Source organism: Streptomyces sp. NPDC046727 (assembly GCF_040645635.1).
Classification (GTDB): domain Bacteria; phylum Actinomycetota; class Actinomycetes; order Streptomycetales; family Streptomycetaceae; genus Streptomyces.
This window is the reverse complement of sequence record NZ_JBEYYR010000030.1, coordinates 39,313-63,377: the sequence shown is the minus strand read 5'-3', so window position 1 is coordinate 63,377 and position 24,065 is coordinate 39,313. Positions and strand designations below refer to the sequence as shown.

At 72.6% G+C, this 24,065-nt stretch carries 22 protein-coding genes; 13 read left to right on the top strand and 9 right to left on the bottom strand.

The genetic code is table 11. The annotated features are described in order from the left end of the window. The first annotated feature begins 210 nt into the window (after positions 1-210). From ABZ937_RS30350 to ABZ937_RS30340, 3 genes are all read left to right on the top strand, one after another. The gene (locus tag ABZ937_RS30350; protein ID WP_361696517.1) at positions 211-1,107 is read left to right on the top strand and encodes an RNA polymerase sigma factor SigF; all 897 of its coding nucleotides are present in this window, start codon (positions 211-213) and stop codon (positions 1,105-1,107) included. Positions 1,108-1,311: 204 nt separating this feature from the next. Further along, a complete protein-coding gene (locus tag ABZ937_RS30345) occupies positions 1,312-2,862 on the top strand; it encodes an RICIN domain-containing protein (RefSeq protein WP_361696516.1) in 1,551 nt (516 codons plus the stop codon). Positions 2,863-2,995: 133 nt separating this feature from the next. Further along, complete coding sequence (locus ABZ937_RS30340; protein ID WP_361696515.1) at positions 2,996-3,979, top strand: DMT family transporter; 984 nt, start codon at positions 2,996-2,998, stop codon at positions 3,977-3,979. A 21-nt stretch (positions 3,980-4,000) separates the two neighbouring features. Here ABZ937_RS30340 and hutI read toward each other — a convergent pair whose 3' ends face one another. The 4 genes from hutI to hutU are packed head-to-tail and all read right to left on the bottom strand — an operon-like array spanning position 4,001 to position 9,415. Then, positions 4,001-5,176: an imidazolonepropionase gene (gene hutI, locus ABZ937_RS30335; protein ID WP_361696514.1), complete on the bottom strand. Its 1,176-nt coding sequence runs from the start codon at positions 5,174-5,176 to the stop codon at positions 4,001-4,003. A 26-nt stretch (positions 5,177-5,202) separates the two neighbouring features. After that, the gene (locus tag ABZ937_RS30330; RefSeq protein ID WP_361696513.1) at positions 5,203-6,540 is read right to left on the bottom strand and encodes a formimidoylglutamate deiminase; all 1,338 of its coding nucleotides are present in this window, start codon (positions 6,538-6,540) and stop codon (positions 5,203-5,205) included. Then, positions 6,537-7,754: an allantoate amidohydrolase gene (locus ABZ937_RS30325; protein ID WP_361696512.1), complete on the bottom strand. Its 1,218-nt coding sequence runs from the start codon at positions 7,752-7,754 to the stop codon at positions 6,537-6,539. Before ABZ937_RS30325 ends, ABZ937_RS30330 begins: the two co-directional genes overlap by 4 nt. Further along, entirely contained in the window at positions 7,751-9,415 is a 1,665-nt protein-coding gene (hutU, locus tag ABZ937_RS30320; RefSeq protein WP_361696511.1) for a urocanate hydratase, read from the bottom strand. Before hutU ends, ABZ937_RS30325 begins: the two co-directional genes overlap by 4 nt. Positions 9,416-9,571: 156 nt before the next feature. Here hutU and ABZ937_RS30315 point away from each other — a divergent pair, with 156 nt between their 5' ends. The 5 genes from ABZ937_RS30315 to ABZ937_RS30295 all read left to right on the top strand — a co-directional run bounded on the left by ABZ937_RS30315 (position 9,572) and on the right by ABZ937_RS30295 (position 13,265). Next, positions 9,572-10,942, top strand: a complete 1,371-nt coding sequence (locus ABZ937_RS30315) for a diaminopimelate decarboxylase (protein WP_361696569.1) — start codon at positions 9,572-9,574, stop codon at positions 10,940-10,942. 179 nt (positions 10,943-11,121) lie between these two features. Continuing rightward, entirely contained in the window at positions 11,122-11,505 is a 384-nt protein-coding gene (locus ABZ937_RS30310; protein ID WP_361696509.1) for a hypothetical protein, read from the top strand. Continuing rightward, a complete protein-coding gene (locus tag ABZ937_RS30305; RefSeq protein WP_361696508.1) occupies positions 11,502-12,326 on the top strand; it encodes a transcriptional regulator in 825 nt (274 codons plus the stop codon). The genes ABZ937_RS30310 and ABZ937_RS30305 overlap by 4 nt, the downstream gene beginning before the upstream one ends. Positions 12,327-12,357: 31 nt before the next feature. Continuing rightward, positions 12,358-12,870, top strand: coding sequence for a roadblock/LC7 domain-containing protein (locus ABZ937_RS30300; RefSeq protein ID WP_361696507.1), 513 nt, complete (start codon positions 12,358-12,360; stop codon positions 12,868-12,870). Between the two features lie 20 nt (positions 12,871-12,890). Then, positions 12,891-13,265, top strand: coding sequence for a hypothetical protein (locus tag ABZ937_RS30295; protein ID WP_361696506.1), 375 nt, complete (start codon positions 12,891-12,893; stop codon positions 13,263-13,265). 7 nt (positions 13,266-13,272) lie between these two features. Here ABZ937_RS30295 and ABZ937_RS30290 read toward each other — a convergent pair whose 3' ends face one another. Both ABZ937_RS30290 and ABZ937_RS30285 read right to left on the bottom strand, forming a co-directional pair. Continuing rightward, positions 13,273-13,827 carry a hypothetical protein gene (locus tag ABZ937_RS30290; RefSeq protein ID WP_361696505.1) on the bottom strand — a complete coding sequence of 185 codons (555 nt, stop codon included), beginning with the start codon at positions 13,825-13,827 and terminating at the stop codon, positions 13,273-13,275. A 138-nt stretch (positions 13,828-13,965) separates the two neighbouring features. Then, entirely contained in the window at positions 13,966-14,808 is an 843-nt protein-coding gene (locus tag ABZ937_RS30285; RefSeq protein ID WP_361696504.1) for a MurR/RpiR family transcriptional regulator, read from the bottom strand. A 130-nt stretch (positions 14,809-14,938) separates the two neighbouring features. Between ABZ937_RS30285 and ABZ937_RS30280 the strand changes: the two genes are divergently transcribed. After that, positions 14,939-16,351, top strand: coding sequence for a cytosine permease (locus ABZ937_RS30280; protein ID WP_361696503.1), 1,413 nt, complete (start codon positions 14,939-14,941; stop codon positions 16,349-16,351). 9 nt (positions 16,352-16,360) lie between these two features. Next, complete coding sequence (locus ABZ937_RS30275) at positions 16,361-16,816, top strand: hypothetical protein (protein ID WP_361696502.1); 456 nt, start codon at positions 16,361-16,363, stop codon at positions 16,814-16,816. Between the two features lie 7 nt (positions 16,817-16,823). Here the strand turns inward: ABZ937_RS30275 and ABZ937_RS30270 are convergent, their stop codons facing one another. Beyond that, entirely contained in the window at positions 16,824-17,585 is a 762-nt protein-coding gene (locus ABZ937_RS30270; protein WP_361696501.1) for an SDR family oxidoreductase, read from the bottom strand. 147 nt (positions 17,586-17,732) lie between these two features. On the opposite strand from ABZ937_RS30270, the gene ABZ937_RS30265 reads away from it, so the two are divergent. After that, a complete protein-coding gene (locus ABZ937_RS30265) occupies positions 17,733-18,581 on the top strand; it encodes a helix-turn-helix transcriptional regulator (RefSeq protein ID WP_361696500.1) in 849 nt (282 codons plus the stop codon). Positions 18,582-19,762: 1,181 nt separating this feature from the next. Here ABZ937_RS30265 and ABZ937_RS30260 read toward each other — a convergent pair. Continuing rightward, positions 19,763-19,894, bottom strand: a complete 132-nt coding sequence (locus ABZ937_RS30260; RefSeq protein ID WP_361696499.1) for a hypothetical protein — start codon at positions 19,892-19,894, stop codon at positions 19,763-19,765. Between the two features lie 18 nt (positions 19,895-19,912). After that, complete coding sequence (locus tag ABZ937_RS30255; RefSeq protein WP_361696498.1) at positions 19,913-21,307, bottom strand: cystathionine beta-synthase; 1,395 nt, start codon at positions 21,305-21,307, stop codon at positions 19,913-19,915. Positions 21,308-21,466: 159 nt separating this feature from the next. On the opposite strand from ABZ937_RS30255, the gene ABZ937_RS30250 reads away from it, so the two are divergent. Continuing rightward, complete coding sequence (locus tag ABZ937_RS30250) at positions 21,467-22,486, top strand: SGNH/GDSL hydrolase family protein (RefSeq protein ID WP_361696497.1); 1,020 nt, start codon at positions 21,467-21,469, stop codon at positions 22,484-22,486. A 148-nt stretch (positions 22,487-22,634) separates the two neighbouring features. Further along, the gene (locus tag ABZ937_RS30245) at positions 22,635-23,855 is read left to right on the top strand and encodes an acetyl-CoA C-acetyltransferase (protein WP_361696496.1); all 1,221 of its coding nucleotides are present in this window, start codon (positions 22,635-22,637) and stop codon (positions 23,853-23,855) included. The last annotated feature ends 210 nt before the right edge of the window (positions 23,856-24,065 follow it).

Below are 24,065 nucleotides of genomic sequence, written 5' to 3'. Positions count from 1 at the left end.
TCGAACATTACGCCCTCCCTGCGCACTCCGACACCCGAACATCCGCACAGAATCGGACATACTACCACAGAACGCACTTGCGACCCGCTCGGTGTACCGGGTAGGGCTAGTAAGGACACACATTCCTACACGCCGGCTTCGGAGGCGCCGCACACCGCAGTGCACGTACTGGCTTCGGCAGCCATATGCCGAGAACGATGGAGGACACCCATGTCACCCCGGCTCGACGCATCGCATACCCCGATCGCGACGTCGACACCCCCACCGGAACAACTGGATCATCCCATCGACCCCCTCGACTCCTTCGAGGGACTCCCGGAGATCCCCCCGTACGACGAGATCGGCCCGGTCGATGCGCGGGCCCTGTCCAAGACCCTCTTCGAGCGGCTGGAGTCGCTGGAGGAAGGGACGCACGAGTACTCGTACGTCCGCAACACCCTCGTCGAGCTGAACCTCGCGCTCGTCAAGTTCGCCGCCTCCCGCTTCCGCTCACGCAGCGAGCCGATGGAGGACATCATCCAGGTCGGCACCATCGGCCTGATCAAGGCGATCGACCGCTTCGAACTCTCCCGCGGTGTGGAGTTCCCCACCTTCGCGATGCCGACCATCATCGGCGAGATCAAGCGGTTCTTCCGTGACACCTCGTGGTCCGTGCGCGTCCCGCGCCGGCTGCAGGAGCTGCGGCTCGACCTCGCCAAGGCGGGCGACGAGCTGGCGCAGCAGCTGGACCGCGCCCCCACGGTCACGGAACTCGCCGAGCGCCTCGGCATCTCCAACGACGAGGTCGTCGAGGGCATGGCCGCCTCGAACGCCTACACCGCCTCCTCGCTGGACGCCCAGCCCGAGGAGGACGAGTCCGAGGGCGCGCTCGCGGACCGCATCGGGTACGAGGACCACGGGCTCGAAGGCATCGAGTACATCGAGTCGCTCAAGCCCCTGATCGCCGAACTCCCGCCCCGGGACCGGAAGATCCTCTCCCTGCGCTTCGTGGCGAACATGACCCAGTCGGAGATCGGCGAGGAACTCGGCATCTCCCAGATGCACGTGTCCCGGCTGCTGTCGCGCACGCTGGTACGGCTGCGCAAGGCGCTGACGCTGGACGAGTGACGCCTGGCGTGCCGCGGTGAGCGGTCCGGCCGACGACGCCGGGCCGCCGCGCGGCACCCGGGCCACCACACCGGGTGGTGGGTACCCGAAGCCCCAACCGTTATGCGGTTACTCACGGAAACATCTATCCGCGACGCACCCCGTCCACCACTATGGCCCCCCAACCGGCTGGTATGTCAGCTGCTTTCGGGACGGGGGTGTCGCATGGCCGAGGCGGGCCACGTCACGGCGGAGGGCCACGAGGACGCGCCGGACGCACGGCTGACGGAGCTGCTGCGCTCCGCCACCGCAACGGCGTACCCGGCGCTCCAGGAGCTGCGCCGGCGGCACCACCCGGCGGTCCTCCGCTACGCCCGGCTGTGCGCGGTGAGCGAGCCCGTGGCCGGCCGGCTGGCGGCCGAGGCGTTCACCACGGCGGCCCGCGAGACGGCCCGGGGCGTCGAGCCGGCCGTCCCCCTGCGGCACCGGCTGCTGCTGCTCACCGCCCGGCTGGCGGCCGGCTGGGCGCACGACGAACGCTCGGCCGGAGTCGACCCGGGCCTGCTGCTGGTGCTGAACGCCGCCGGCCGGCCCGAGGGTCCGACCCCGCCCCTCCTCCCGGCGTTCCAGTCCCTGCCGTCCCGCACCCAGGGCCTGCTCTGGTACGGCGTCCTCGACGCGGAACCCGCGGAGCGCACCGCCGCCTTCCTCGGCCTGAGCCGCACCGACGTCGCCTACGGCACCCCGCAGGCCGTCAAGGCCCTGGCCCAGGCCTGCCTGCGGCACCGCCTGGCCGCCTCCGACGATCCGCGCTGCGCGGACTTCCGGCGGCTGATCGAGGAGGCGGTACGGCCGAACGCGCCGCGCCACAGCGCCGACCTGGACGCCCACATGGCGCGCTGCCCGCACTGCACGGCCGCGTTCGAGGACCTGCGGGCACTGCGGGACGCGCCGCGGCAGGCCCTGGCCGAGGGCCTGCTGCCGTGGCGCGGAACGGCGTACCTGCGCCAGGACGAGCCGACGGCGCCCGCGCCCGTACCCGCCGGGGCGGACCGGGCGGGCCGGCACCGCGTCCTTCTGGGCTCGGCGGCCCTGGGCGTGGCCCTGGTCCCGCTCCTGGTCCTCCTGCTCGCCCCCGCGCACTCCGACGACCGGCAGCCGACGGCGGCCACCCCGGCCCCCGTCGCCGTGACGGTGACGGCGACGGTCTCCGTCACCCCGTCTCCGTCCCCGTCCCCGTCCCCCTCCTCCTCTCCGTCCCCGTCCCCCACCTCCAAGTCCCCTTCTCCCGAGCCGACTTCCCGCCGTCCGGCCCCGCCCCCGTCCCCGCCGCGCCGGAAGACCCCCAGCCCGACGCCCCCGCCCGCCCCGCCGGGCACCGCGTACGCCCAGGTGGTGAACCTCGGCACGGGCCGCTGTCTGGACATCCGCTACGGCGACCTGTCGCAGGGCAACGACGTCGTCACGGCCCCCTGCACCTCCTCCGCCACCCAGCGCTGGCGCGTCGACCCCTATATGGGCGTGCTCCGCTCGGCGGCCGACGACGCGTTCTGCCTGGACAGCCGGGGCTCGGTCGACCGGGGCGTGGGCATCTGGGAGTGCGACGCGGTCTACAGCCGCAACGGCGCCAACCTCCGCTTCACCGTCGACCCCGACGGCACGATCCGCCCGGCCATCGCCATCGAGACGGCGGTGACCCCGGACGGGGAGGACGGCGTGGCCCTGCGGTCGCTGGACGGCGGCCGGGACCAGCGGTGGCGGGCGGGCGCGGCCTGAAACGACCCGCGCTTAGGCTGTCCGGGCCCGGTGACCTGCGACTGGGCGACGACTGCCGCACGCCGTACTCGGTGACCCCGGTGCGCCCGCCGTCGGCTCTTCCCCGCTTCCCGCACGTCCCCGAGGAGTGTCCATGCCCGTCACGGCGGCCCGCAGCGGCCGACTGGCCGATCTTCCCGTTCTGCTGGTCGCGGTGGTCTGGGGCTCCAGCTACCTGGCCGCCAAGGGCGTCACCACGGAGCGGACCGTGCTCGCCGTGCTGGTGCTGCGGTTCGCCGCGGCCCTGCCGGTGCTGATGGCCGCGGGACGGCGGCGGCTGCGCGCGCTGAGCGCGGTGCAGCTGCGCGGCGCCGGGCTGCTGGGGCTGATCCTCGCCGGGATCTTCCTGCTGGAGACGTACGGGGTGGTGCACACCTCGGCGACGAACGCGGGCCTGATCATCAGCCTCACCATGGTGTTCACCCCGCTCGCCGAGAGCGCGGTGCGCGGCACCCGGCTGCCGGGGTCCTTCCTGGCCGCGGCCGGGCTGTCGGTGCTGGGCGTGGCGCTGCTGACCCAGGGCGCGGGTTTCACCGCCCCGACCGGCGGCGACCTGCTGATGCTCGGTGCCGCCGTGGCCCGTACCGTGCACGTCCTCGCCATGTCCCGGATGGAGTCGGTGCGCGGCGCGGACGCGCTGTCGCTGACCACCGTCCAACTGGGCGGGGCCGTCCTCGTGTTCGCCGCCCTGGTGGCGCTGCCGGGCACCGGCGCCTCGCCCTGGTCGGCCGCGGCCGGCTTCGACGGCGGGGACTGGCTGGGGCTGCTGTACCTGGCCGTGTTCTGCACGCTGTTCGCGTTCTTCGTGCAGATGTGGGCGGTCCGCCGTACCTCCCCGTCCCGGGTCAGCCTGCTGCTCGGCACGGAGCCGGTGTGGGCGGCGGCCGTCGGCATCGCCGTCGGCGGCGACCGCCCGGGCCTCCTCGGCCTCCTCGGCGCGGTCCTGGTGCTCGCCGGTACGGCGTGGGGGCGGTCGGTGGCGGACCGGGAGCGGGACGTCGCCGGGACGGGTACCGGCGACGGGAAGGCTCCTGCGGGCGGGGGCGTTCCGGAGAGCGGCGCGATGGAGCGCGCCTGACCGGCGCGGCCTGGCCGGTCGTCAGACGACGCGTGCGCCCCTGCGCCACACCTCGCTGACCAGCGGCACGCCCGGCCGGTACGCCAGGTGGACGTGGCTCGGGGCGTCGAGCAGGACGAGGTCCGCCCGGGCGCCGGGGGTGAGCCGGCCGATGTCGGTGCGGCGGAGGGCCGCGGCGCCGCCCGCCGTGGCCGACCAGACCGCCTCGTCCGGGGTCATCCGCATGTCCCGGACGGCCAGGGCGATGCAGAACGGCACGGACGAGGTGAAGGACGAGCCGGGGTTGCAGTCGGTGGAGAGGGCGACCGTCACGCCCGCGTCCAGCAGGCGGCGGGCGTCGGGCCACTCGGCGCGGGTGGAGAACTCGGCGCCGGGCAGGAGGGTGGCGACCGTGCCGCTGTTGGCCAGGGCGTCGACGTCCGCGTCCGTGAGGTGGGTGCAATGGTCGGCGCTGGCCGCGTCCAGCTCGACGGCCAGCTGGACGCCGGGGCCGTAGGAGAGCTGGTTGGCGTGGACGCGCGGGTGCAGGCCCTTGGCCTTGCCGGCGGTGAGGATCGCGCGGGCCTGGTCGCCGTCGAAGGCGCCCTTCTCGCAGAAGACGTCGATCCAGCGGGCGTGCGGCGCGCAGGCGTCCAGCATTTCGCCGGTGACGAGGGCGACGTAGGCCGCCGGGTCGTCGGCGTAGTCGGGGGAGACGATGTGCGCGCCGAGGTACGTCACCTCGTCGGTGTGCTCGGCCGCGATGCGCAGGGCGCGGGACTCGTCCTCGACGGTCAGGCCGTAGCCCGACTTGGTCTCGAAGGTGGTGGTGCCCTGGCGGAGCGCCTCCGTCAGGTAGTGGGTGAGGTTCGCCTCCAGTTCCGCGTCGGTGGCGGCGCGGGTGGCCGCGACCGTGGTGCGGATGCCGCCCGCCGTGTACGAGCGGCCGGACATGCGGGCGTTGAACTCCTGGGTGCGGTCGCCGGCGAACACCAGGTGGGAGTGGGAGTCCACGAAGCCCGGCAGCACCGCCCGGCCGCCCGCGTCGACCCGGTTGTCAGTGGCGGGTGCTTTGCTGGATTCACCGGTCCACGCGACGCGGTCGCCGTCGATGACGACGGCCGCGTCCTGGATCAGACCGAGAGGGGAGCCGTCACCGAGGGAGGGGTCGTTGGTGACCAGCGTGGCGATGTTGGTGATGACGGTGCTGCTGCTCATGGTGTCCTCAAGGATGACGATGGGGTTCAGCCGCGCAGGGCGTCGATGGCGTCCGCGAGCGCTGCCGGCACGTCCGGTACGAGCTGGTGGACCCCGTCCCGTACGACCTGACGTCCGCCCACGACCGTGTGGCGCACGTCCGCCGCGGAGGCGGCGAATACGGCGGTCTCCGCGCCGAGTCGCGGCACCGGTCCCGCTGTCCTGACGGAGTCGAGGGCGACGGTGGTGAAGTCGGCGAGCGCCCCCGCCTCCAGCGTGCCCGCGTCCTGCCAGCCCAGAGCCGCGTGGCCGTCCGCCGAGGCCGCGCGCAGCAGAGCCGCGGCCGTCCAGTGGCCGCGGGTGCGGGTGCGCAGCCGCTCGTTCAGCTCCATCGCGCGCGCCTCTTCGAGCAGGTCGATGACGGCGTGGCTGTCGGAGCCGAGGGAGAGCGGGGAGCCGGCCCGCTGGAGGGCGACGGCGGGGCCGATGCCGTCGGCCAGGTCCCGCTCGGTGGTGGGGCACATGCAGGTGCCCGTGCCGGAGCCGCCGAGCAGGGCGATGTCCTCGTCGGTGAGATGGGTGTTGTGCACGCCGGTGGTGCGCGGCCCGAGGACACCGTGGTCGGCGAGCAGCCGGGTGGGTGTACGGCCGTGCGCGGCGAGGCACGCGTCGTTCTCGGCGGTCTGCTCCGACAGGTGCACGTGCAGCGGGGCCCGCCGCTCCTCCGCCCACCCGGCCACGGTCGCCAACTGCCCTGCGGGCACGGCCCGTACGGAGTGAATCGCCGCCCCGATCCGCGCGTGATCCCGCTCCTTGAGAACTGCACAGCGTTCGGCCCAGGCCTCCGCGCTGCCGTCGGAGAAGCGCAGCTGGTGCCTGTTCGGCGGCTCCCCGAAGCCGGAGGAGAGGTAGCAGGTGTCGAGGAGGGTGATCCGGATGCCGGCCTCGGCGGCGGCGGCGATCAGCGCCTCGCCCATGGCGTTGGGGTCGGCGTAGGGGGTGCCGCCGGGGGCGTGGTGCACGTAGTGGAACTCGCCGACACAGGTGATGCCGGCCAGCGCCATCTCGGCGTACACCGCGCGGGCGAGCGCGTGGTAGGTCTCCGGGGTCAGGTGGTCGGCGACGGAGTACATGACCTCGCGCCAGGTCCAGAAGGTCCCGGAGCCGACCTGGACGGTGCCGCGCAGGGCGCGGTGGAAGGCGTGGGAGTGGGCGTTCGCCAGGCCCGGGAGGGTCAGACCGCGCAGGATCTCGGCGCCGGGCGGCGGGGTGGGGACGCCGGTGCGGACGGCGGTGATCCGCCCGCCTTCCACGTCGACGGCCACGCCCGGCTCGACGTGGGTGTCGAGCCAGGCGTGCTCCAGCCAGTACGTCCGTGTGGTCACGTGCAGGCCAGCCCTTCCAGTACGTCGGCGAGTGCGCGCACCCCGGCCACGCAGTCGTCCTCGGCCGCGAACTCGGCCGGGGAGTGCGAGACACCGGTGGGGTTGCGCACGAACAGCATGGCGGTCGGGATGCTCCCGGAGAGGATCCCGGCGTCGTGTCCGGCCCCGGTTCCCAGGACGGGCACCGTCAGGCCGGTGTCCTGGCCCAGGATGCGGCCGAGTTCGTCCCGCAGGGCGTGGTCGAACTCCACGACCGGGGTGAAGGACTCCCGGACCACGTCGAGATCGATGCCGTGCGCGGTGGCGTACTCGCGCGCGGCCTTCTCCACTCCCCCGACGACCGCGTCCAGGGTCTCCTGGTCGGCGGCGCGGGAGTCGAGCCAGCCGCGCACCAGCGAGGGGATCGCGTTGACCCCGTTCGGTTCCACCGCGATCTTCCCGAAGGTGGCGACGGCACCGGCGAGGGCGGCCTCCCGGCGGGCGGCGAGCACGGTCTCGGCGTACGACAGCATGGGGTCGCGCCGGTCGACCAGCCGGGTGGTGCCGGCGTGGTTGGCCTCGCCGCGGAAGTCGAACCGCCACCGCCCGTGCGGCCAGATGGCACTGGCGATGCCGACCCGGTCACCGGAAAGGTCCAGCGCGCGGCCCTGCTCGACGTGCAGCTCCACGAAGGCGCCGATCCGGGCCAGCCGCTCGGGGTCGGGTCCGATGCCGTCGGGGTCGTACCCGGCGGCCTCCATGGCCTTCGGCAGGCTGATCCCGTCACCGTCGGTGAGCCGGTGGGCCTGCTCGACGGTCAGCTCCCCCGCGGTGAGCCGGGACCCGACACAGGCCAGCCCGAACCGGGCGCCCTCCTCGTCACCGAAGTTGACGATGGCGAGGGGCTTGCGCGGCCCCGCTCCCCGGCCGCGCAGTTCGTCCAGGGCGGCGAAGGAGGACACGACCCCGAGGGGCCCGTCGAAGGCGCCGCCGTCCGGCACGGAGTCCAGATGCGACCCGGTGACGACGGCGTCCCCGGCGGCCGGGTCCCCGAGCCAGGCCCACTGGTTCCCGTTCCGGTCGACCTCGTAGGTCAGCCCCCGCGCCTCGGCCTGCTCCTTGAACCAGGCCCGGCAGTCGGAGTCGGCACCGGTCCAGGCGTAGCGGCGGTAGCCGCCGGAGGCGGAGCTGCGGCCGATCGGCAGCAGCTCCGCCCACATGCTGTGGAAGGTCACGCCTGGTCACCCTCGCGCATAGGCACCCGCACCCCGCGCTCCTGCGCGACCGACTCCGCGATGTCGTATCCCGCGTCCACGTGCCGGATGACGCCCATACCGGGGTCGTTGGTGAGCACGCGACGGATCTTCTCGCCGGCCAGCTTCGTACCGTCGGCCACCGTGACCTGCCCGGCGTGGATGGACCGGCCCATCCCCACGCCACCGCCGTGGTGGAGGGACACCCACGACGCACCGGACGCCACGTTGACCATCGCGTTCAGCAGCGGCCAGTCGGCGATGGCGTCGGAGCCGTCGAGCATGGCCTCGGTCTCGCGGTAGGGGGAGGCCACGGAGCCGCAGTCGAGGTGGTCGCGGCCGATCGCCAGGGGAGCCGCCAGCTCACCGCTCGCGACCATGTCGTTGAACCGCTCGCCGGCCTTGTCGCGCTCGCCGTAGCCGAGCCAGCAGATGCGGGCGGGCAGACCCTGGAAGTGGACGCGCTCGCCGGCCATCTTGATCCAGCGGGCCAGGGACTCGTTCTCGGGGAACAGCTCCAGGATCGCCTTGTCGGTCTTGGCGATGTCGGCCGGGTCGCCGGACAGGGCCGCCCAGCGGAACGGGCCCTTGCCCTCGCAGAAGAGGGGCCGGATGTAGGCGGGGACGAAGCCGGGGAAGGCGAACGCCCGGTCGTAGCCGGCGAGCTGGGCCTCGCCGCGGATGGAGTTGCCGTAGTCGAAGACCTCGGCACCGGCGTCCATGAAGCCGACCATGGCCTCGACGTGCTTCGCCATGGACTCACGCGCGCGGGTGGTGAAGCCGGCCGGGTCCTTCGCGGCGGCGTCGGCCATGTCCTCGAAGGCGATGCCGACGGGCAGGTACGACAGCGGGTCGTGGGCGGAGGTCTGGTCCGTGACGATGTCGATGGGGGCGTTCATCGCGAGCAGCTGCGGGACCAGCTCGGCCGCGTTGCCGAGGACGCCGATGGACAGCGGGCGGCGGGCGTCGCGGGCCTCGGTGGCCAGCTGGAGCGCGTGGTCCAGCGAGTCCGCCTTGACGTCCAGGTAGCGGTGCTCGATGCGGCGGTCGATGGCGCGCGGGTCGCAGTCGATGCAGATGGCGACGCCGTCGTTCATGGTCACGGCGAGCGGCTGGGCGCCGCCCATGCCGCCGAGGCCGGCGGTGAGGGTGATCGTGCCGGCGAGGGTGCCGCCGAACTTCTTCGCGGCGACGGCGGCGAAGGTCTCGTAGGTGCCCTGGAGGATGCCCTGGGTGCCGATGTAGATCCAGGAGCCGGCGGTCATCTGGCCGTACATGGTCAGGCCGAGGGCCTCCAGGCGGCGGAACTCCTCCCAGTTGGCCCAGTCGCCGACCAGGTTGGAGTTGGCGATGAGGACGCGCGGGGCCCACTCGTGGGTCTGCATCACGCCGACCGGGCGGCCGGACTGGACCAGCATGGTCTCGTCCTGCTTGAGGGTCCTCAGGGTGCGGACCATGGCGTCGAAGGAGCGCCAGTCACGGGCGGCCTTGCCGGTGCCGCCGTAGACGACGAGCTTGTCGGGGTGCTCGGCGACCTCGGGGTCCAGGTTGTTCTGCAGCATGCGCAGTGCGGCTTCCTGCTGCCATCCCAGGGCGCTGAGTTCCGTGCCGCGCGGTGCTCGTACGGGGCGGGGTCCCGACATCGTCTGCCTCCTCCTGTGCCTACGTCTATTCACATCCTGTCGTTCTGAATAGAGCTAGTCAATACATCGGGGCGAGCGCGTCCGGGCACGGCGGGTGTTTGGCTGGAAGCACCTAGACCCTGACAGGACGGGGAAGCCGTGGAAGAGATCGAGACCATGGAGGACATCGAGAGCGAGGCCCGGGAGCGGGCGGACCGGCGGGACCAGGCGGTGCGGGCCGCGGTCGAGCGGGGACTGCTGGGCCCGGACGCGGCCGTCGTGGGCCTGCTGGACGTCACCGGCATCCAGGAGTCGGCGGCGGCCCTGCGGTCGGCGTTCGAGGCGGTGACCGCGCCCGGCACCCCCGTGCTGCACGCCTTCGCGGTGAAGGCGACCCCGCTGGTGCCGGTGGTGCGCCTGCTGCACGAGGCCGGCATCGGCGCGGAGGTGGCGAGCCCCGGCGAGCTGGCGCTGGCCCGCGCGGCCGGGGTGCCGCCCGCCCGGACGGTGCTGGACTCGCCGGCCAAGACCCCGGCGGAGCTGCGCGAGGCGCTGGCCCTGGGCATCGCCGTGAACGCGGACAACCCGCAGGAGCTGGACCGCCTGGACGCCGCCATCGGCTCCGCGCCCACCCGGTCCCCGCTCGGCCTCCGGGTCAACCCGCAGATCGGCGCGGGCACGATCGGGGCGACCTCGACGGCGACGCGGACCTCGAAGTTCGGGGTGGCACTGCGGGACGAGGGGGCGCGCGCCTGGGTCGTGCGGGCGTACGCGGCCCGGCCGTGGCTGACCCGGCTGCACGCGCACACCGGCTCGCAGGGCATCCCGCTGCCGCTGCTGGCCCAGGGGGTGGCGGAGGTGTACGCGCTCGCGGAGGAGATCAACGCGGCCGTCGGACGGCGGCAGGTCGACACGATCGACATCGGCGGCGGGCTGCCGGTGAACGTCACGTCGGAGGAGACGGCACCGTCGTATGCGCGGTACGCGCGGCTGCTGGCCGCACAGGTGCCGGGGCTGTTCGACGGGCGGTACGGGCTGGTGACCGAGTTCGGACGGTCGCTGATGGCCAAGAACGGGACGGTGGTGGCCCGGGTGGAGTACACCAAGAGCGCGGGCGGGCGGCGGATCGCGGTGACGCACGCGGGCGTGCAGGTGGCGGCGCGGACGGTGTACATGCCGGGGGCGTGGCCGCTCAGGATCGCCGCGTACGACGCCGAGGGGCGGCCGAAGACGGGGCCGGAGACGGTGCAGGACGTGGCCGGTCCGGCCTGCTTCTCGGGCGACCTGCTCGCCGAGGGACGCGCGCTGCCCCTGCTGGAGCAGGGCGACTACGCGGCGGCGCTGGACACCGGCGCGTACTACTTCGCCCACCACTACGCCTACAACTCCCTCGCCCGGCCGGGCATCCACGGCTTCGCCCCGGACGGCGCCGGAGGCATCGCCTTCGCCGTCGTGCGGGAGCCGCAGACCGTCGCGGAGGTGGTGGCGGAATCCGGAGGGGCGCACGCGTCCGCGCTGACCACCCTCCGCGCCCCCGGGAGCCGTTGACACGCCCCGGCCACCCCTCGAACAAATGGACCAACTGCCGTGACACACACGTCAGTTGACCAACACTAGTACGCCGCAAGCATGTTCCACCGGAAAATGCCAAAGGCCTCACTCCCCGCGCACACGTTGCGTAGTGTCGACGTCACTCAGCCGGAGTCCCAGGCGGGAGGGGAGCCACGGTGCCCGGAATCGACGAGTGCCTGCTGGAAGCGATGCGACTGCCCGGCGCGCGGGGAGCCGCGCTGGTGGACTGGACGAGCGGACTCGCGCTCGGCACGGTCGGGGAGGCGCCCGGCGACGATCACGAGACGACCGCCGCCGAGGCCGCCGAGCTGGCCCGGATGGCGGCCGAGCACGGCACCTTCGCGGCGCGCGGCGCCGACCCGGCGCCGGTGGAGGACGTGATCATCAGCAACGGGGACAGCTACCACCTGCTGCGCTTCGTGGACACGTCCTTCGACAGCAGCGTGTTCCTGCACCTGTGGGTCGACCGTGAGGAGGGCAACCTCGCGCTCGCCCGGATCCGGCTCGGCGAGATGGCCGCCCGGCTGGTGCTGGGATGACCGTGGTCAGGACACCACCGCCGGCGCTGCCCGTGCGGGACAGGCGGGCCACGCGCGCCCTGTCCCCGATGCTGACCCGGCTCGCCGAGGAGCGGGCCACCGGCGTCCTGGTCCGCGAGCACGGCACCCTCCACCTGGCCGAGGGCCGGGTGGTGCACGCCGAGAGCCCCCTCGCCCCCGGCCTGGACGTGCTCCTCACCGCCCACGGCACCCTCGCGGCCACCGCCTGGCAGCAGGCCGCGGCACGGGCCCCGGGGCCCCCGCACGCGGCCGAACTCCTGCTGCGCTCCGGAGTGCTGCCCACCGGCGCGCTGGAGCTGTGCCACCTGGACGCGCTGTACGACGCCGGGTACTTCGCGCTGGCGCCGAGCGGCACCCCGGGCCGGTTCCGCTACGACCCCGCGCCCCGGCTCGGCCCGCTGCCCTCGGTCCCCGTCGTCGCGCTGGAACGCGAGACGCTGCGCCGCCGTCTGCTGCTGCACCGGCTGTGGCCCGACCCGGCCGCCGACAGCGCCCCGCTGAGCCGCGCGGACCCGGCGGGCCGCACCGCGGCGGCGCCGGTCACGCCCCGACAGCGGGCCGTCCTGGACCGCGTGGACGGCGTCCGCACGGCCGCCGACATCGCCCGGAACCTGGGCCGGCAGGCGTTCCACACGCTGGTCGACGTGCGCCGGCTCACCGCGGCCGGGCAGATCACGCCCGTGTCCACGGCACCGGCCCCGCCGCCACCGCCCCCATCACCGCCACCGCCCCACATGGTCACCACCGACCCCGACATCGCGCTGCTGAAGAGGCTCAGGGATGCGCTGGAGGCGCTTTGAACGGCACCGCCCCGCCGAGAGGAGACACCTGATGGCGACCGAGGAGGACCTGCGGACCGTCCTGGCCGAGCTGCACCGGCTGCGCGCCCGGGTACCGCAGCTCACCGGCGCCCTCGCGGCGGGCGTCGACGGCCTCGTCGTCGCGCACGACACCCCCGGGGCCGACCCGGAGGGCCTTGCCGCGCTCACCGCCGCCGCGCTCGGCGTCGCCGTGCGGATCACCGACGCCACCGGCAACGGCGGCTTCCGGGAGCTGCTCGTGCGCGGCGAGCGCGGCTACATCGCCACCTACGCGGCCGGCCGCACCGCCGTACTGACCCTGCTCGCCCAGGACCGGGTGAACGTCGGCCGGCTGCACCTGGAGGGCCGCCGGGCCGGCGCCCGCATCGGGGAGCTGCTGGACGCCGCCGAGGCCGCCGCCCAGGCCGCCAGCCCGCCCGGCAGGGCCCTGGGCGCCGTCAGCGCGGCGCCCCCGACCCGCACCCGGACCACCCGGACCACCCGCACCGCGAGCGCCGAAGCGCGCACCGCGACCGACAGTTGAACCCTTCGAGAGGAACGGCCATGGCCAACACCGAGACCGCACTGAAGGAAGCCCTCACCTCCATCGAGGGCGCCACCGGCGTCGCGCTCGTCGACTACACCAGCGGGATGGCGCTGGGCACGATGGGCGGCAGCAAGAGCTTCGACCTGAACGTGGCCGCCGCCGGCAACACCGACGTGATCCGCGCCAAGATGCGCACGATGGAACACCTGGGCCTCAAGGGCGAGATCGAGGACATCCTGATCACGCTGTCGGACCAGTACCACCTGATCCGCCTGCTCAAGGGCCGCGGCGGCAACGGCCTGTTCCTCTACCTGGTCCTGGACTCGTCCCGGGCCAACCTGGCGATGGCCCGGCACCAGCTCAAGAGGATCGAGGAGGACCTGGAGGTCTGACGGCACCTCAGACGTGCGCCGCGGTACGGCGGCGGGCCCCGCCCGGGGCCGCGTCGCCGGCCGCGATGCCCGTACCGCGCAGGCCCTTCACGGCCTTGCCCGCCGGGCGCCCGCCGCGCCGGTCGAGCCAGTCGACGCGCACCCACAGCAGCGTCTGCCCGGCCCGCTCCAGCCGCCCGAGCCAGGCGGCCTTCAGCCGCAGCCCGGTGCCGAGCCCGGCCAGCAGCATGCCGCCGGCCGCGGGCACCGCGAAGGCGGAGCCGAGCGCGACCGCCCAGCCGAGCAGCAGCCACCAGCGGTGCCCCCGGCGCCAGGCCCGCACGGTCACCGCCCGGTCCTGGAGGACGTCGTACTTGCCCGCGCGGGCCGCCCCGCGGGCGAGGGCCCGGTACCGGCCCCGCCGGACCAGCGGCACCACGGCCGCGCCGATCAGGAACAGCGCCGCCCCCGCCAGTACGCCGATCCGGCGCCCGGTCACTCCCTCCGGTACGGCACCGACCCCGGCGGCGACCACTCCGAGCCACCACAGCGGCGCGGCCCCCGCCCGTACGACGACGGCCATCCGGGCCAGTCCCTGTCCTCCACGTCCTCCACGCGCCACGTCAGCCTCCCGCGTCACATGTTCCACACAGCGCATGCGTCTCACAGGGACGCTAAGGGCAGAACGTGAGACGAGTCTGAGAAAGGCCGTGCGGGAGAGTCACTCCACGAACAGCCCGCGGGCCGCCGCCTTCGCGTCGAACTCCTCCAGGCGGGCCTGGGCGTCCGGCAGGTCGTCGCAGAGCGCCTCCAGCAGCACCCGGCCGAGCAGCATCGGCGCGCACGCGGTGTCGAAGGCGAGCCCGGTGCCGACGGCGGCGGGCAGCAGCAGGTCGGAGTACTTGGCGACCGGCGCGAACGCCGAGTCGGCGACCGTGACGACGGTCAGGCCCGCGTCCCTGGCGTAGGAGAGGGTGTCCACGACCTCGCGCGGATGCCGGGGCAGCGCGAAGCACAGCAGGGCGGTGGCGCCGGCCCGGACGGCGGCGTCGACGCGGTCGTGGATCATCGTGCCGCCCTCGTGGAGCAGCCGGACGTCCGGGTGGACCTTGGCGGCGAAGTAGGCGAAGCCGTAGGCCTGGGAGGCGGCGGCGCGCAGTCCGAGCACCGGCAGCGGGCGGGAGGCGGCGAGGATCCGGCCGGCCTTCTGCACCGGCCGCGGGTCGGCGAGCAGCTCGGCCAGGTGCTTCAGGTTCTCGATCTCGGCCTCGACGGCCTGCTGGTACTCGTTGTACGCACCCGCCTCGGCGGCCGGCTCGGCGGGCACGACCTCGCGCAGGTGCTTGCGCAGGGCGGGGTAGCCGTCGAAGCCGAGGGCCACCGCGAACCGGGTCACCGACGGCTGGCTGACCCCGGCCAGCTCCGCCAGCTCCACGCTGGACAGAAAGGGCACGTCGGCGGCGCGGCGCACCATGCTGTGCGCGATGCGGCGCTGGGTCGGTGTGAGCCGGTGGCCCTCGAAGAGCACCTGCAAGCGGTTCGCAGGGCTGTCGTTCGCGCTCATGACGTACTCCCCCTCCAGATCTCCTCGACGCCCCGGGAGAGTACAGCGCCGAGGCATTGACAAACACCGGCCACCTATTCAGACAGTGTGTCGCTGCATACCGTTATACAGCCCGGCGTGGGGAGAACGCATGGCACAGCTCGTGGAACTGCGCTCCATCGACGTCGTCCCGGACGAGGAACGGCACGGCACGGCCTTCAGTCAGTTCACGCTCTGGCTCGGCGCCAACCTGCAGATCACGGCCGTCGTCACGGGCGCCCTGGCGGTCGTCTTCGGCGGTGACGTGGTGTGGTCGGTCACCGGACTGCTGCTCGGCAACCTGCTCGGCGGCGCGGTGATGGCCCTGCACTCCGCCCAGGGCCCGCGCCTCGGCCTGCCGCAGATGATCCAGTCGCGGGCCCAGTTCGGGGTGCGCGGGGCGGTCGTACCGCTGCTGCTGGTGATCGTGATGTACGTCGGCTTCTTCGCGTCCGGCAGTGTGCTCGCCGGGCAGGCGGTGGGCGAGCTGACCCACACGAACGACACCACGGGGATCGTCGTCTTCGCGGCCGTCACCGGGGTCATGGCGACCGTCGGCTACCGGGTCATCCACGCCCTGGGCCGGATCGCGAGCACGGTCTGCGCGCTCGCCTTCGTCTATCTCGCCGTACGCCTCCTGGACCGCGCCGACACCTCCGCGCTGCTGCACGACGCGCACTTCTCGCTGCCGGTGTTCCTGCTGGCGATGTCCCTGTCGGCGTCCTGGCAACTGGCGTTCGGACCGTACGTGGCGGACTACTCGCGCTATCTGCCGCGGACGACGTCCCCGAGGGCGACCTTCGGGTGGACCCTGGCCGGCTCGGCACTCGGCTCGCAGTGGTCGATGACCTTCGGGGTGCTGGTCGCGGCCACGGCGGGCGAGGAGTTCCTGGACAGCCAGGTCGGCTATGTCGTCGCGCTCGGCGGCACCGGCCTGGCCGCGTCCTTCTTCTACCTCGTCATCGCGCTCGGCAAGCTCACCGTCAACGTCCTCAACACCTACGGCGGCTTCATGTCGATGGTGACGAGCGTGAGCGGCTTCCGCGGGCAGCGGCGACTGTCCCGGGCGGGCCGGGCCGGGTACATCGCGCTGGTCATGGTCGCCGGCACCGCGGTGGCCCTGCTGGGCAAGGACAGCTTCCTGGCCTCCTTCAAGGACTTCCTGCTGTTCCTGCTGACGTTCTTCACGCCCTGGTCGGCGATCAACCTGGTCGACTACTACCTGATCTCCAAGGAGCGGTACGACCTCCCCGCCCTCGCCGACCCGCACGGCCGCTACGGCGCCTGGCGCTGGGACGCCCTCGCCGTCTACGCGCTCGGCCTCCTCGCCCAGCTGCCGTTCCTCTCCACCGGCTTCTACACCGGCCCGCTGGTGGACCCGCTCGGCGGCGCGGACATCTCCTGGATCGTCGGCCTGGCCGTGCCCGCGGCGCTGTACTGGCTGGTCGGACGGCGGAACGCGGTGGCCGTGCCGGACCCGGACCAGGGGGCTAGCCCCAGTGCGGCGGAGCGCACCGCTCCCTAGGCTGACGGCATGAACACTCTCGATCCGCGTGACGACGTCGACCTCGGGAAGGACCCCCACCTCGGGAAGGAGCTCGACGCGACCGTACGGGCCCGCAGGGAGCTGGGCGAGGAGTACGACTCCGCGCTGGTGGAGTCCTTCCTGGAGAAGGTCGAGCAGCGGATCGACGACGCGGTGGACCGCCGGGTGCGGCGGTCGCTGGCCGAGCGGCAGATGGCCACGGCCCGCGAGACCCGGCGGCCGAAGCCGTCCGACTCCTGGACCGAGCGGTACGGCTTCGCCCTGCTCACGCTGGTCCTGGCGATCCCGTTGTCCGCGATCGCCGGCGCCCTCGCCGGTCTTTCCGGGATGGTGGTCACCTGGATCGGCATCGTCGGCGTCAACGCGGTGCAGGCCGTACGGCTCAACCCGGAACTCCTCGCCGGCCGCCACGGCCAGGACAGCCCCGCCCGGGACGCCGGCTGAGACGGCGTCACGCCTGCCGGGTCGGCAGCACCATGATCTGGCGGAGGTTGACGTGCCGGGGCCGGCTGGTGGCGTAGGCGACGACGTCCGCGACCTCCGCCGCGGAGAGCGCGCCGATCGCGTCCAACATGCCGTCCAGCTGCCCGGCCAGCTCCGCGCTGTCGATGTGGTCCTTCAGCTCGGTGCCCGTCAGTCCCGGCTCGATGTTCGTCACCCGCACGTCCTGCGGCCCGAACTCGGTGCGCAGGGACTGCGAGAGATAGGTGACGGCGGCCTTCGTGGCGCCGTACACCGCGTAGTCGGGGAAGGGGATGTGGGCGCCGATCGAGGAGATGTTCACCAGGTCGGCAGTGCGGCCCTCGCCGGCGGCGGCCACCAGGTCGGCGCCGAAGGCGCGGATGACCCGCAGCACCCCGGTGACGTTGGTGTCGAGCATCCGCTGCCACTCGTCGAGCCGGCCCTGCGCGATCGGGTTCGGCAGCATGACTCCGGCGTTGTTCACGACGAGGTCGACGGCGCCGAAGGTCTCGTGCGCCAGATCCCGGGCGGCCGTCACGGACGCGTCGTCGGTGACGTCGGCGGCCACGGCGAGCGCCTCGCCCCCCTCGGCCCGGATCTTCTCCACCAGCGCCTGAAGCCGGTCCGCGCGCCGGGCGAGCAGCACCACCCGGGCGCCCTCCGCGGCCAGTTGCAGGGCCACGGCCTCGCCGATCCCGCTGGCGGCTCCGGTGACGACGGCGGTACGGCCGGACAGGTTCTCGTACGACATGGGGGTTCCCCCTGGGTGTGGGCACCGGGGCGGTTCCCCGGCGGCTGACACCACCCTCGCCGCCTCCGCCGGCCGTACCCAGGGATGCGCTTTTCCTGGGTCTGCCAGTACCAGGTTGGCGGCCGGCCGCTCGCCTACGATCGCCTTATGGACGGGGACTGGCTGGAAGGGGAAGTCGGCGACTTCCTGCGCTCGCGACGTGCACGGATCCAGCCCGAGGAGGTGGGGCTGCCCAGCCACGGGCGGCGCCGCGTACCGGGCCTGCGCCGCGAGGAGGTGGCCCAGCTCGCGGGGGTCAGCGTCGACTACTACATCCGCCTGGAACAGGGCCGGGGTACGAGCGTCAGCGACGCCGTGCTGGACGCGATCGCCCGGGTGCTGCGGCTGGACGGGACCGAGCAGGCGTATCTGCGGACGGTGGCCCGTCCCCGCCGGCAGCGCGGGCGGCAGCGGCAGACCGCGCCCCGCGTCCGCCCCGGCGTCCAGATCCTGCTCGACGGCATGGAGCGCAGCCTCGCGTTCGTGCTGGGCCCCCGCATGGAGGTCCTCGCCTGGAACGCCCTCGGCGACGCGGTGAACGGCTTCAGCCGCCTGGAACCGGCGGAGCGGAGCATGCCCCGGCAGGTCTTCCTCGACCCCGCCGCCCGGGAGCTCTACCCCGAGTGGCACGCGGTCGCCGCTCAGACGGTGGCCCACCTGCGCGTCAACGCCGGCCGGTACGCCGACGACCCCGAGTTGTGCGCGCTGGTCGGCGAACTCGCCCTGAAGAGCGAGGACTTCCGCCGGCTGTGGGCCGACCACGAGGTCAGGGAGTGCGCGTACGGCGTCAAGAAGCTACGGCACCCGGTGGCGGGCCTGCTGACCCTCCCGTACGAGACCCTCACGATCCCGGCGACCCCGGAGCAGACGATCGTGGTGTACACCCCGGAACCGGGATCGGAGACGGCCGAGCGCCTCGCTCTGCTGGGAAGCTGGGAATCCAGCACCGCTCGCTGAGCCGCCGGCAAAAGATATGCGCGGGGACCGCCGCACCCCCGTTGCCGGGGGGCGGGACGACGGCGGTCCCCGCGAGGGACGCGGGCCGGGTCAGGGCCGGGCTGCGCGTCCGTGGCGTCCATGGAGGTCCGGGAGCCGCTCCGGAGGTCCTTGGCGCCGTTCGGCGCCGGCCTGGGTGGGGAGCCGCTCCCACCCCTGCCGACACCCACCAATCTGCCGGACCCGTGTTAAGCGAGTGCTGCGCGGACGTGACACCCTCGTACCACTTCCGCGAACCCCGGTCCTCGGCCGAGTCGGCTACTTGTTGCCGCCCTTGGCAGAGTGCTGCCGGTGCCGCCCGTGGACGTACGCCCCCCCTCCCGGTCCGCCCGACCGGAGCAGGAAAGACCTTGTACGCGTGCCCAAGCCACGCCACGCAGTTTCCGCCCAGTCCTGCTCTCGAAGAGCTGCACTTGGGCACGTGAGCAAGGGCTGAGAGGGGCGGGCGGGCTGCTCGTCCCTGAGCACAGTGGACGCCGCCTGGGGTGATGCGGAGCTTCCGCCCACCGGTTTTAGAGAGAACGACGAAGGTTCATGATGGAGGAGTGCAGTTCGCCGGGCTCATTCTCTCCGCCATCGCGGTCTTTTATGCGGTGCTTGCCTATCACCGGCCCCCCACACCGAGGCAAACAACGCAGCAGAGCAACCCAGCCCACAATGCTGATCGAACTTCGGCTCCGTCACGGTCTATGCCTGGTTCTGGGATGGGTCGCAGTCGCGCCTCTACCGCGTATCGTGGCCCTCAGCTGCCACCGCCAGCGCCGCACGGTCGTCAAGGTGGATCACGGATGGCGGCCAGGACCAAGCCAAAGTGGCTGATCTTCGCGCTAGGTGTGGGGCTCGCAGCCGCGCTCGCCTGGCTCGTATCTCCAAGCCTCACGCTCGTGGTAGGGGTGCCGGCCATTCTCGTCGTCCTCATAAGGCAAAGCCGCAGGTGAGAGCGCTTCGCCCGGTCACGGCGCACCCATCGGCGGCCACGGCACTCTCCGGGGTACCGAGTACGCGTGGAAGTCCGGCCGACACACCCCGTGAGCTGTCTGACCACCTGGACCAGCGCGCACCGAGAGCCGCCAGACACAGCACGGCCCCCCGCTCGACTACTCGGGAGCAGGGGGCCGTTGTCTGCGGCTAGGCATCCAGGGTCAGGCAGCCTGAGGACTGATCACGGTCCAGACCTCCGCCCACGACTCCTCAGTGATCTTGGGAAGGAGCTTGCTCAACTCCTGGGCAACCCACTCGTTGAGGTCTTGCGTCGTCTCGGTCTTCTCGGCCATCTGCACTCCTGTGTGGTCTCACGTTGCCGGATTCGCGAGGAAGGCCAGGAGGTCTTGACGGGTGACGATGCCGGCGGGCTTGCCGTCGACCAGGACCACTGCGGCATCGCGGCCCTCAAGGGCAGTCATCAGCCGTTCCACAGGTTCGCCGGATCCAACGACGGGCAGGGGCTCCGACATGTACTTCTCCAGCGGAGCGTCAGAGGGGGCGTGATCGGTGATCAGGGCGTGAAGCAGTTCCCGCTCTTCCACAGCGCCGATCACCTCTCCCGCCATCACGTCGGGGTGTCCCGCTCCCGGGGCCACCACAGGCATCTGAGACACTCCGAACTCTCGAAGCACGCTGATCGCCTCCCCTACGGTCTCCGTGGGGTGCATGTGCACAAAGCTCGGGATGCCTCCCTCCGCGCTGACCTTCTGCGTCAGAACTGCCCCGACCGTCTGGCCGGTCGAGGTGTCCTCGCTGAACCCATGTTGACCGATCCACTCGTCGTTGAAGATCTTGCTGAGGTAGCCCCGGCCGCTGTCCGGCAGCAGGACGACCACGACGTCGTCCGGGCCGAGCCGCTCGGCGACCTCCAGCGCGGCCACGACGGCCATGCCGCAGGAGCCGCCCACCAGCAGGCCCTCCTCCTTGGCCAGCCGGCGGGTCATCTGGAAGGAGTCCTTGTCGGAGACGGCGACGATCTCGTCCGCGACGGTGCGGTCGTAGGCGGTGGGCCAGAAGTCCTCACCGACACCCTCGACCAGGTACGGCCGGCCGGAGCCGCCGGAGTACACCGAGCCCTCGGGGTCGGCGCCGACGACCTTGACCTTCCCCTGGCTGGCCTCCTTCAGGTAGCGGCCGGTGCCGGAGATGGTGCCGCCGGTGCCGACGCCCGCCACGAAGTGGGTGATCTTCCCCTCGGTCTGCTCCCACAGCTCGGGGCCGGTCGAGTGATAGTGCGAGAGCGGGTTGTTGGGGTTGGAGTACTGGTCGGGCTTCCACGCGCCGGGCGTCTCACGGACGAGCCGGTCGGAGACGTTGTAGTAGGAGTCCGGGTGCTCCGGGGCCACGGCGGTCGGGCAGACGACGACCTCGGCGCCGTACGCGCGCAGCACGTTGATCTTGTCGGTGCTCACCTTGTCGGGGCACACGAAGATGCACTTGTAGCCCTTCTGCTGGGCCACGATGGCGAGACCCACACCGGTGTTCCCACTGGTCGGCTCGACGATCGTGCCGCCCGGCTTCAGCTCCCCGCTCTGCTCGGCGGCCTCGATCATGCGCAGGGCGATGCGGTCCTTCACGGAGCCGCCGGGGTTGAAGTACTCCACCTTGGCCAGGACCGTCGCCTGGATGCCCTTGGTCACGTTGTTGAGCCGCACCAGCGGGGTGTTGCCGACGAGGCTGATCATCGAGTCGTGATATTGCACCGTTGTCTCCGGTCGCTGCAAAAGAAGTGTTTTCAGTGGTGTCGCCAGCCTAAGGCCAGCGATGTGGCGAGCGCGGCCGTTCACTCCCCGTTGAGATTGGCGCACGGCCTGTACGGGGCAAGGAGTGGGTGTACGGCTACAAGGAGGTGGCGGCGACGCATGACGAGCATGTCGAGGGCGAGGGTGGCCCGGCGCATCGCGGCCGGGGCGGCGTACGGCGGGGGCGGGGCCGGTCTGGTCGGCGCGGCGGTCGTCGGTCTGGTGCTGGCGGAGGTACGGCTGGCGCGGCGGCATGTGGGCAACGGCAGCGGCGGGCGGGTGCCGGTGGCCGACGGCGTGTACGGCCACGCGTACGACATCCCCGGCGAGCCTCCCCTCCGCCTGACCATGCTCGGTGACTCCACGGCCGCGGGGCAGGGCGTGCACCGGTCGGGCCAGACCCCGGGGGCGCTGCTGGCGTCCGGCCTTGCGGCGGTGGCCGAGCGGCCGGTGGAGCTGCGGAACGTGGCGCAGCCCGGCGCCCAGTCCGACGACCTGGACCGCCAGGTGGCGCTGGTGCTCTCCTGTCCGCTTCCCGTCCCCGACATCTGCGTGATCATCATCGGCGCGAACGACGTGACCCACCGGATGCCGCCGACCCGCTCGGTGCGGCACCTGTCCGCGGCGGTACGGCGGCTGCGCACGGCCGGCGCCGAGGTGGTGGTCGGCACCTGTCCCGACCTCGGCACGATCGAGCCGGTGCAGCAGCCGCTGCGGTGGCTGGCCCGGCGGGCGTCGCGGCAGCTGGCGGCGGCCCAGACGATCGGGGTGGTGGAGCAGGGCGGGCGCACGGTGTCGCTGGGCGACCTGCTCGGCCCCGAGTTCGAGGCGAACCCGCGGGAGCTGTTCGGCCCGGACAACTACCACCCGTCGGCGGAGGGGTACGCCACGGCGGCGATGGCGGTGCTGCCCACGGTGTGCGCGGCGCTGGGGCTGTGGCCGGCGGAGGAGGAACGGCCGGACGTGTCCCGCCGCGAGGGCTTCCTGCCCGTTGCCCGGGCGGCGGCCGAGGCCGCGTCGGAGGCGGGCACGGAGGTGACGGCGGCGATGCCGACGGGTCCGCGGGGACCGTGGGCGCTGCTGAAGCGCCGGCGTCGTCGGCGGGTACCCGAGGCGGAACCGGCGACTCCGTCGCTCTGACCCCGTTTGCCCGCGAAACGGAGGCTCTTGACCAAGCAAGCGCTTAGACAATTGCGGTCAGTGTCACACGGCAACACCGGTGACCCGGCCCATACGTACGGGTAACTTCCCAACCGGCCCTGCCCAATCCCTGTTCACTGGAGCCGTGATGCCCGAAGCCGTCATCGTCTCGACCGCCCGCTCCCCCATCGGACGCGCCGGCAAGGGTTCCCTCAAGGACCTGCGCCCCGACGACCTGACCGCGACCATCATCCAGGCGGCGCTCGCCAAGATCCCCGAGCTGGACCCCCGGGACATCGACGACCTGATGCTCGGCTGCGGCCTCCCCGGCGGCGAGCAGGGCCACAACCTCGGCCGGATCGTCGCCGTGCAGATGGGCATGGACCACCTGCCGGGCTGCACGGTCACCCGCTACTGCTCCTCCTCCCTCCAGACCTCCCGCATGGCCCTGCACGCCATCAAGGCCGGCGAGGGCGACGTCTTCATATCGGCCGGTGTCGAGACGGTCTCCCGTTTCGCCAAGGGCAGCTCCGACGGTCTCCCGGACACGCACAACCCCCTCTTCGCCGAGGCCGAGGCCCGCACCGCCGCCGTCGCCCAGCAGGAGGGCACCACGTGGCACGACCCGCGTGAGGACGGTCTGGTCCCCGACGCGTACATCGCGATGGGCCAGACCGCCGAGAACCTCGCCCGCTGGAAGGGCGTCACCCGCCAGGAGATGGACGAGTTCGGCGTCCGCTCGCAGAACCTCGCCGAAGAGGCCATCAAGAACGGCTTCTGGGAGCGCGAGATCACCCCGGTGACCCTCCCGGACGGCACGGTCGTCAGCAAGGACGACGGCCCGCGCGCCGGCGTCACCCTGGAGGGCGTGGCGGGCCTCAAGCCGGTCTTCCGCCCGGACGGACTGGTCACCGCCGGCAACTGCTGCCCGCTCAACGACGGCGCCGCCGCCCTCGTCATCATGAGCGACACCAAGGCCCGTGAGCTGGACCTGACCCCGCTCGCCCGGATCGTGTCCACCGGCGTCTCCGGCCTCTCCCCGGAGATCATGGGCCTCGGCCCGGTCGAGGCGAGCAAGCAGGCGCTGCGCCGCGCCGGCCTGACCATCGACGACATCGACCTGGTCGAGATCAACGAGGCCTTCGCCGCCCAGGTGATCCCCTCCTACCGGGACCTCGGCATCGACATCGACAAGCTGAACGTCAACGGCGGCGCCATCGCCGTCGGCCACCCCTTCGGCATGACGGGCGCCCGGATCACCGGCACGCTCATCAACTCGCTGCAGTGGCACGACAAGCAGTTCGGCCTGGAGACGATGTGCGTCGGCGGCGGCCAGGGCATGGCGATGGTGATCGAGCGCCTCAGCTGACCCACCGTCCGTAGCGAGCCACGCACGGTATGTCGCAGCAGGGCCCGGACCCGAGGGAACACCAAGGTTCCGGGTCTTTCCGTGATCCAATCTCCCCCAGGATGTGACCTATCTCGCCCACCTGGCACATCGATGCAGGTCAGGGCGGGTCAGCACGGCGTACGACCACATAGCAAGACCAAAGTCCTGCCCGTTTCGTGACGTTACGCA

What these genes read in the sequence shown, in the direction of transcription:
- ABZ937_RS30315 (WP_361696569.1), top strand. Translation starts at nt 9,572, where the DNA reads ATGGAGGACATCGAGAGCGAGGCCCGGGAGCGGGCGGACCGGCGGGAC.
- ABZ937_RS30285 (WP_361696504.1), bottom strand. Translation starts at nt 14,808, where the DNA reads ATGAGCGCGAACGACAGCCCTGCGAACCGCTTGCAGGTGCTCTTCGAG.
- hutI (WP_361696514.1), bottom strand. Translation starts at nt 5,176, where the DNA reads ATGAGCAGCAGCACCGTCATCACCAACATCGCCACGCTGGTCACCAAC.
- ABZ937_RS30280 (WP_361696503.1), top strand. Translation starts at nt 14,939, where the DNA reads ATGGCACAGCTCGTGGAACTGCGCTCCATCGACGTCGTCCCGGACGAG.
- ABZ937_RS30265 (WP_361696500.1), top strand. Translation starts at nt 17,733, where the DNA reads ATGGACGGGGACTGGCTGGAAGGGGAAGTCGGCGACTTCCTGCGCTCG.
- ABZ937_RS30300 (WP_361696507.1), top strand. Translation starts at nt 12,358, where the DNA reads ATGGCGACCGAGGAGGACCTGCGGACCGTCCTGGCCGAGCTGCACCGG.
- ABZ937_RS30290 (WP_361696505.1), bottom strand. Translation starts at nt 13,827, where the DNA reads ATGGCCGTCGTCGTACGGGCGGGGGCCGCGCCGCTGTGGTGGCTCGGA.
- ABZ937_RS30305 (WP_361696508.1), top strand. Translation starts at nt 11,502, where the DNA reads ATGACCGTGGTCAGGACACCACCGCCGGCGCTGCCCGTGCGGGACAGG.
- hutU (WP_361696511.1), bottom strand. Translation starts at nt 9,415, where the DNA reads ATGTCGGGACCCCGCCCCGTACGAGCACCGCGCGGCACGGAACTCAGC.
- ABZ937_RS30295 (WP_361696506.1), top strand. Translation starts at nt 12,891, where the DNA reads ATGGCCAACACCGAGACCGCACTGAAGGAAGCCCTCACCTCCATCGAG.
- ABZ937_RS30345 (WP_361696516.1), top strand. Translation starts at nt 1,312, where the DNA reads ATGGCCGAGGCGGGCCACGTCACGGCGGAGGGCCACGAGGACGCGCCG.
- ABZ937_RS30250 (WP_361696497.1), top strand. Translation starts at nt 21,467, where the DNA reads ATGACGAGCATGTCGAGGGCGAGGGTGGCCCGGCGCATCGCGGCCGGG.
- ABZ937_RS30350 (WP_361696517.1), top strand. Translation starts at nt 211, where the DNA reads ATGTCACCCCGGCTCGACGCATCGCATACCCCGATCGCGACGTCGACA.
- ABZ937_RS30275 (WP_361696502.1), top strand. Translation starts at nt 16,361, where the DNA reads ATGAACACTCTCGATCCGCGTGACGACGTCGACCTCGGGAAGGACCCC.
- ABZ937_RS30270 (WP_361696501.1), bottom strand. Translation starts at nt 17,585, where the DNA reads ATGTCGTACGAGAACCTGTCCGGCCGTACCGCCGTCGTCACCGGAGCC.
- ABZ937_RS30260 (WP_361696499.1), bottom strand. Translation starts at nt 19,894, where the DNA reads ATGGCCGAGAAGACCGAGACGACGCAAGACCTCAACGAGTGGGTTGCC.
- ABZ937_RS30340 (WP_361696515.1), top strand. Translation starts at nt 2,996, where the DNA reads ATGCCCGTCACGGCGGCCCGCAGCGGCCGACTGGCCGATCTTCCCGTT.
- ABZ937_RS30245 (WP_361696496.1), top strand. Translation starts at nt 22,635, where the DNA reads ATGCCCGAAGCCGTCATCGTCTCGACCGCCCGCTCCCCCATCGGACGC.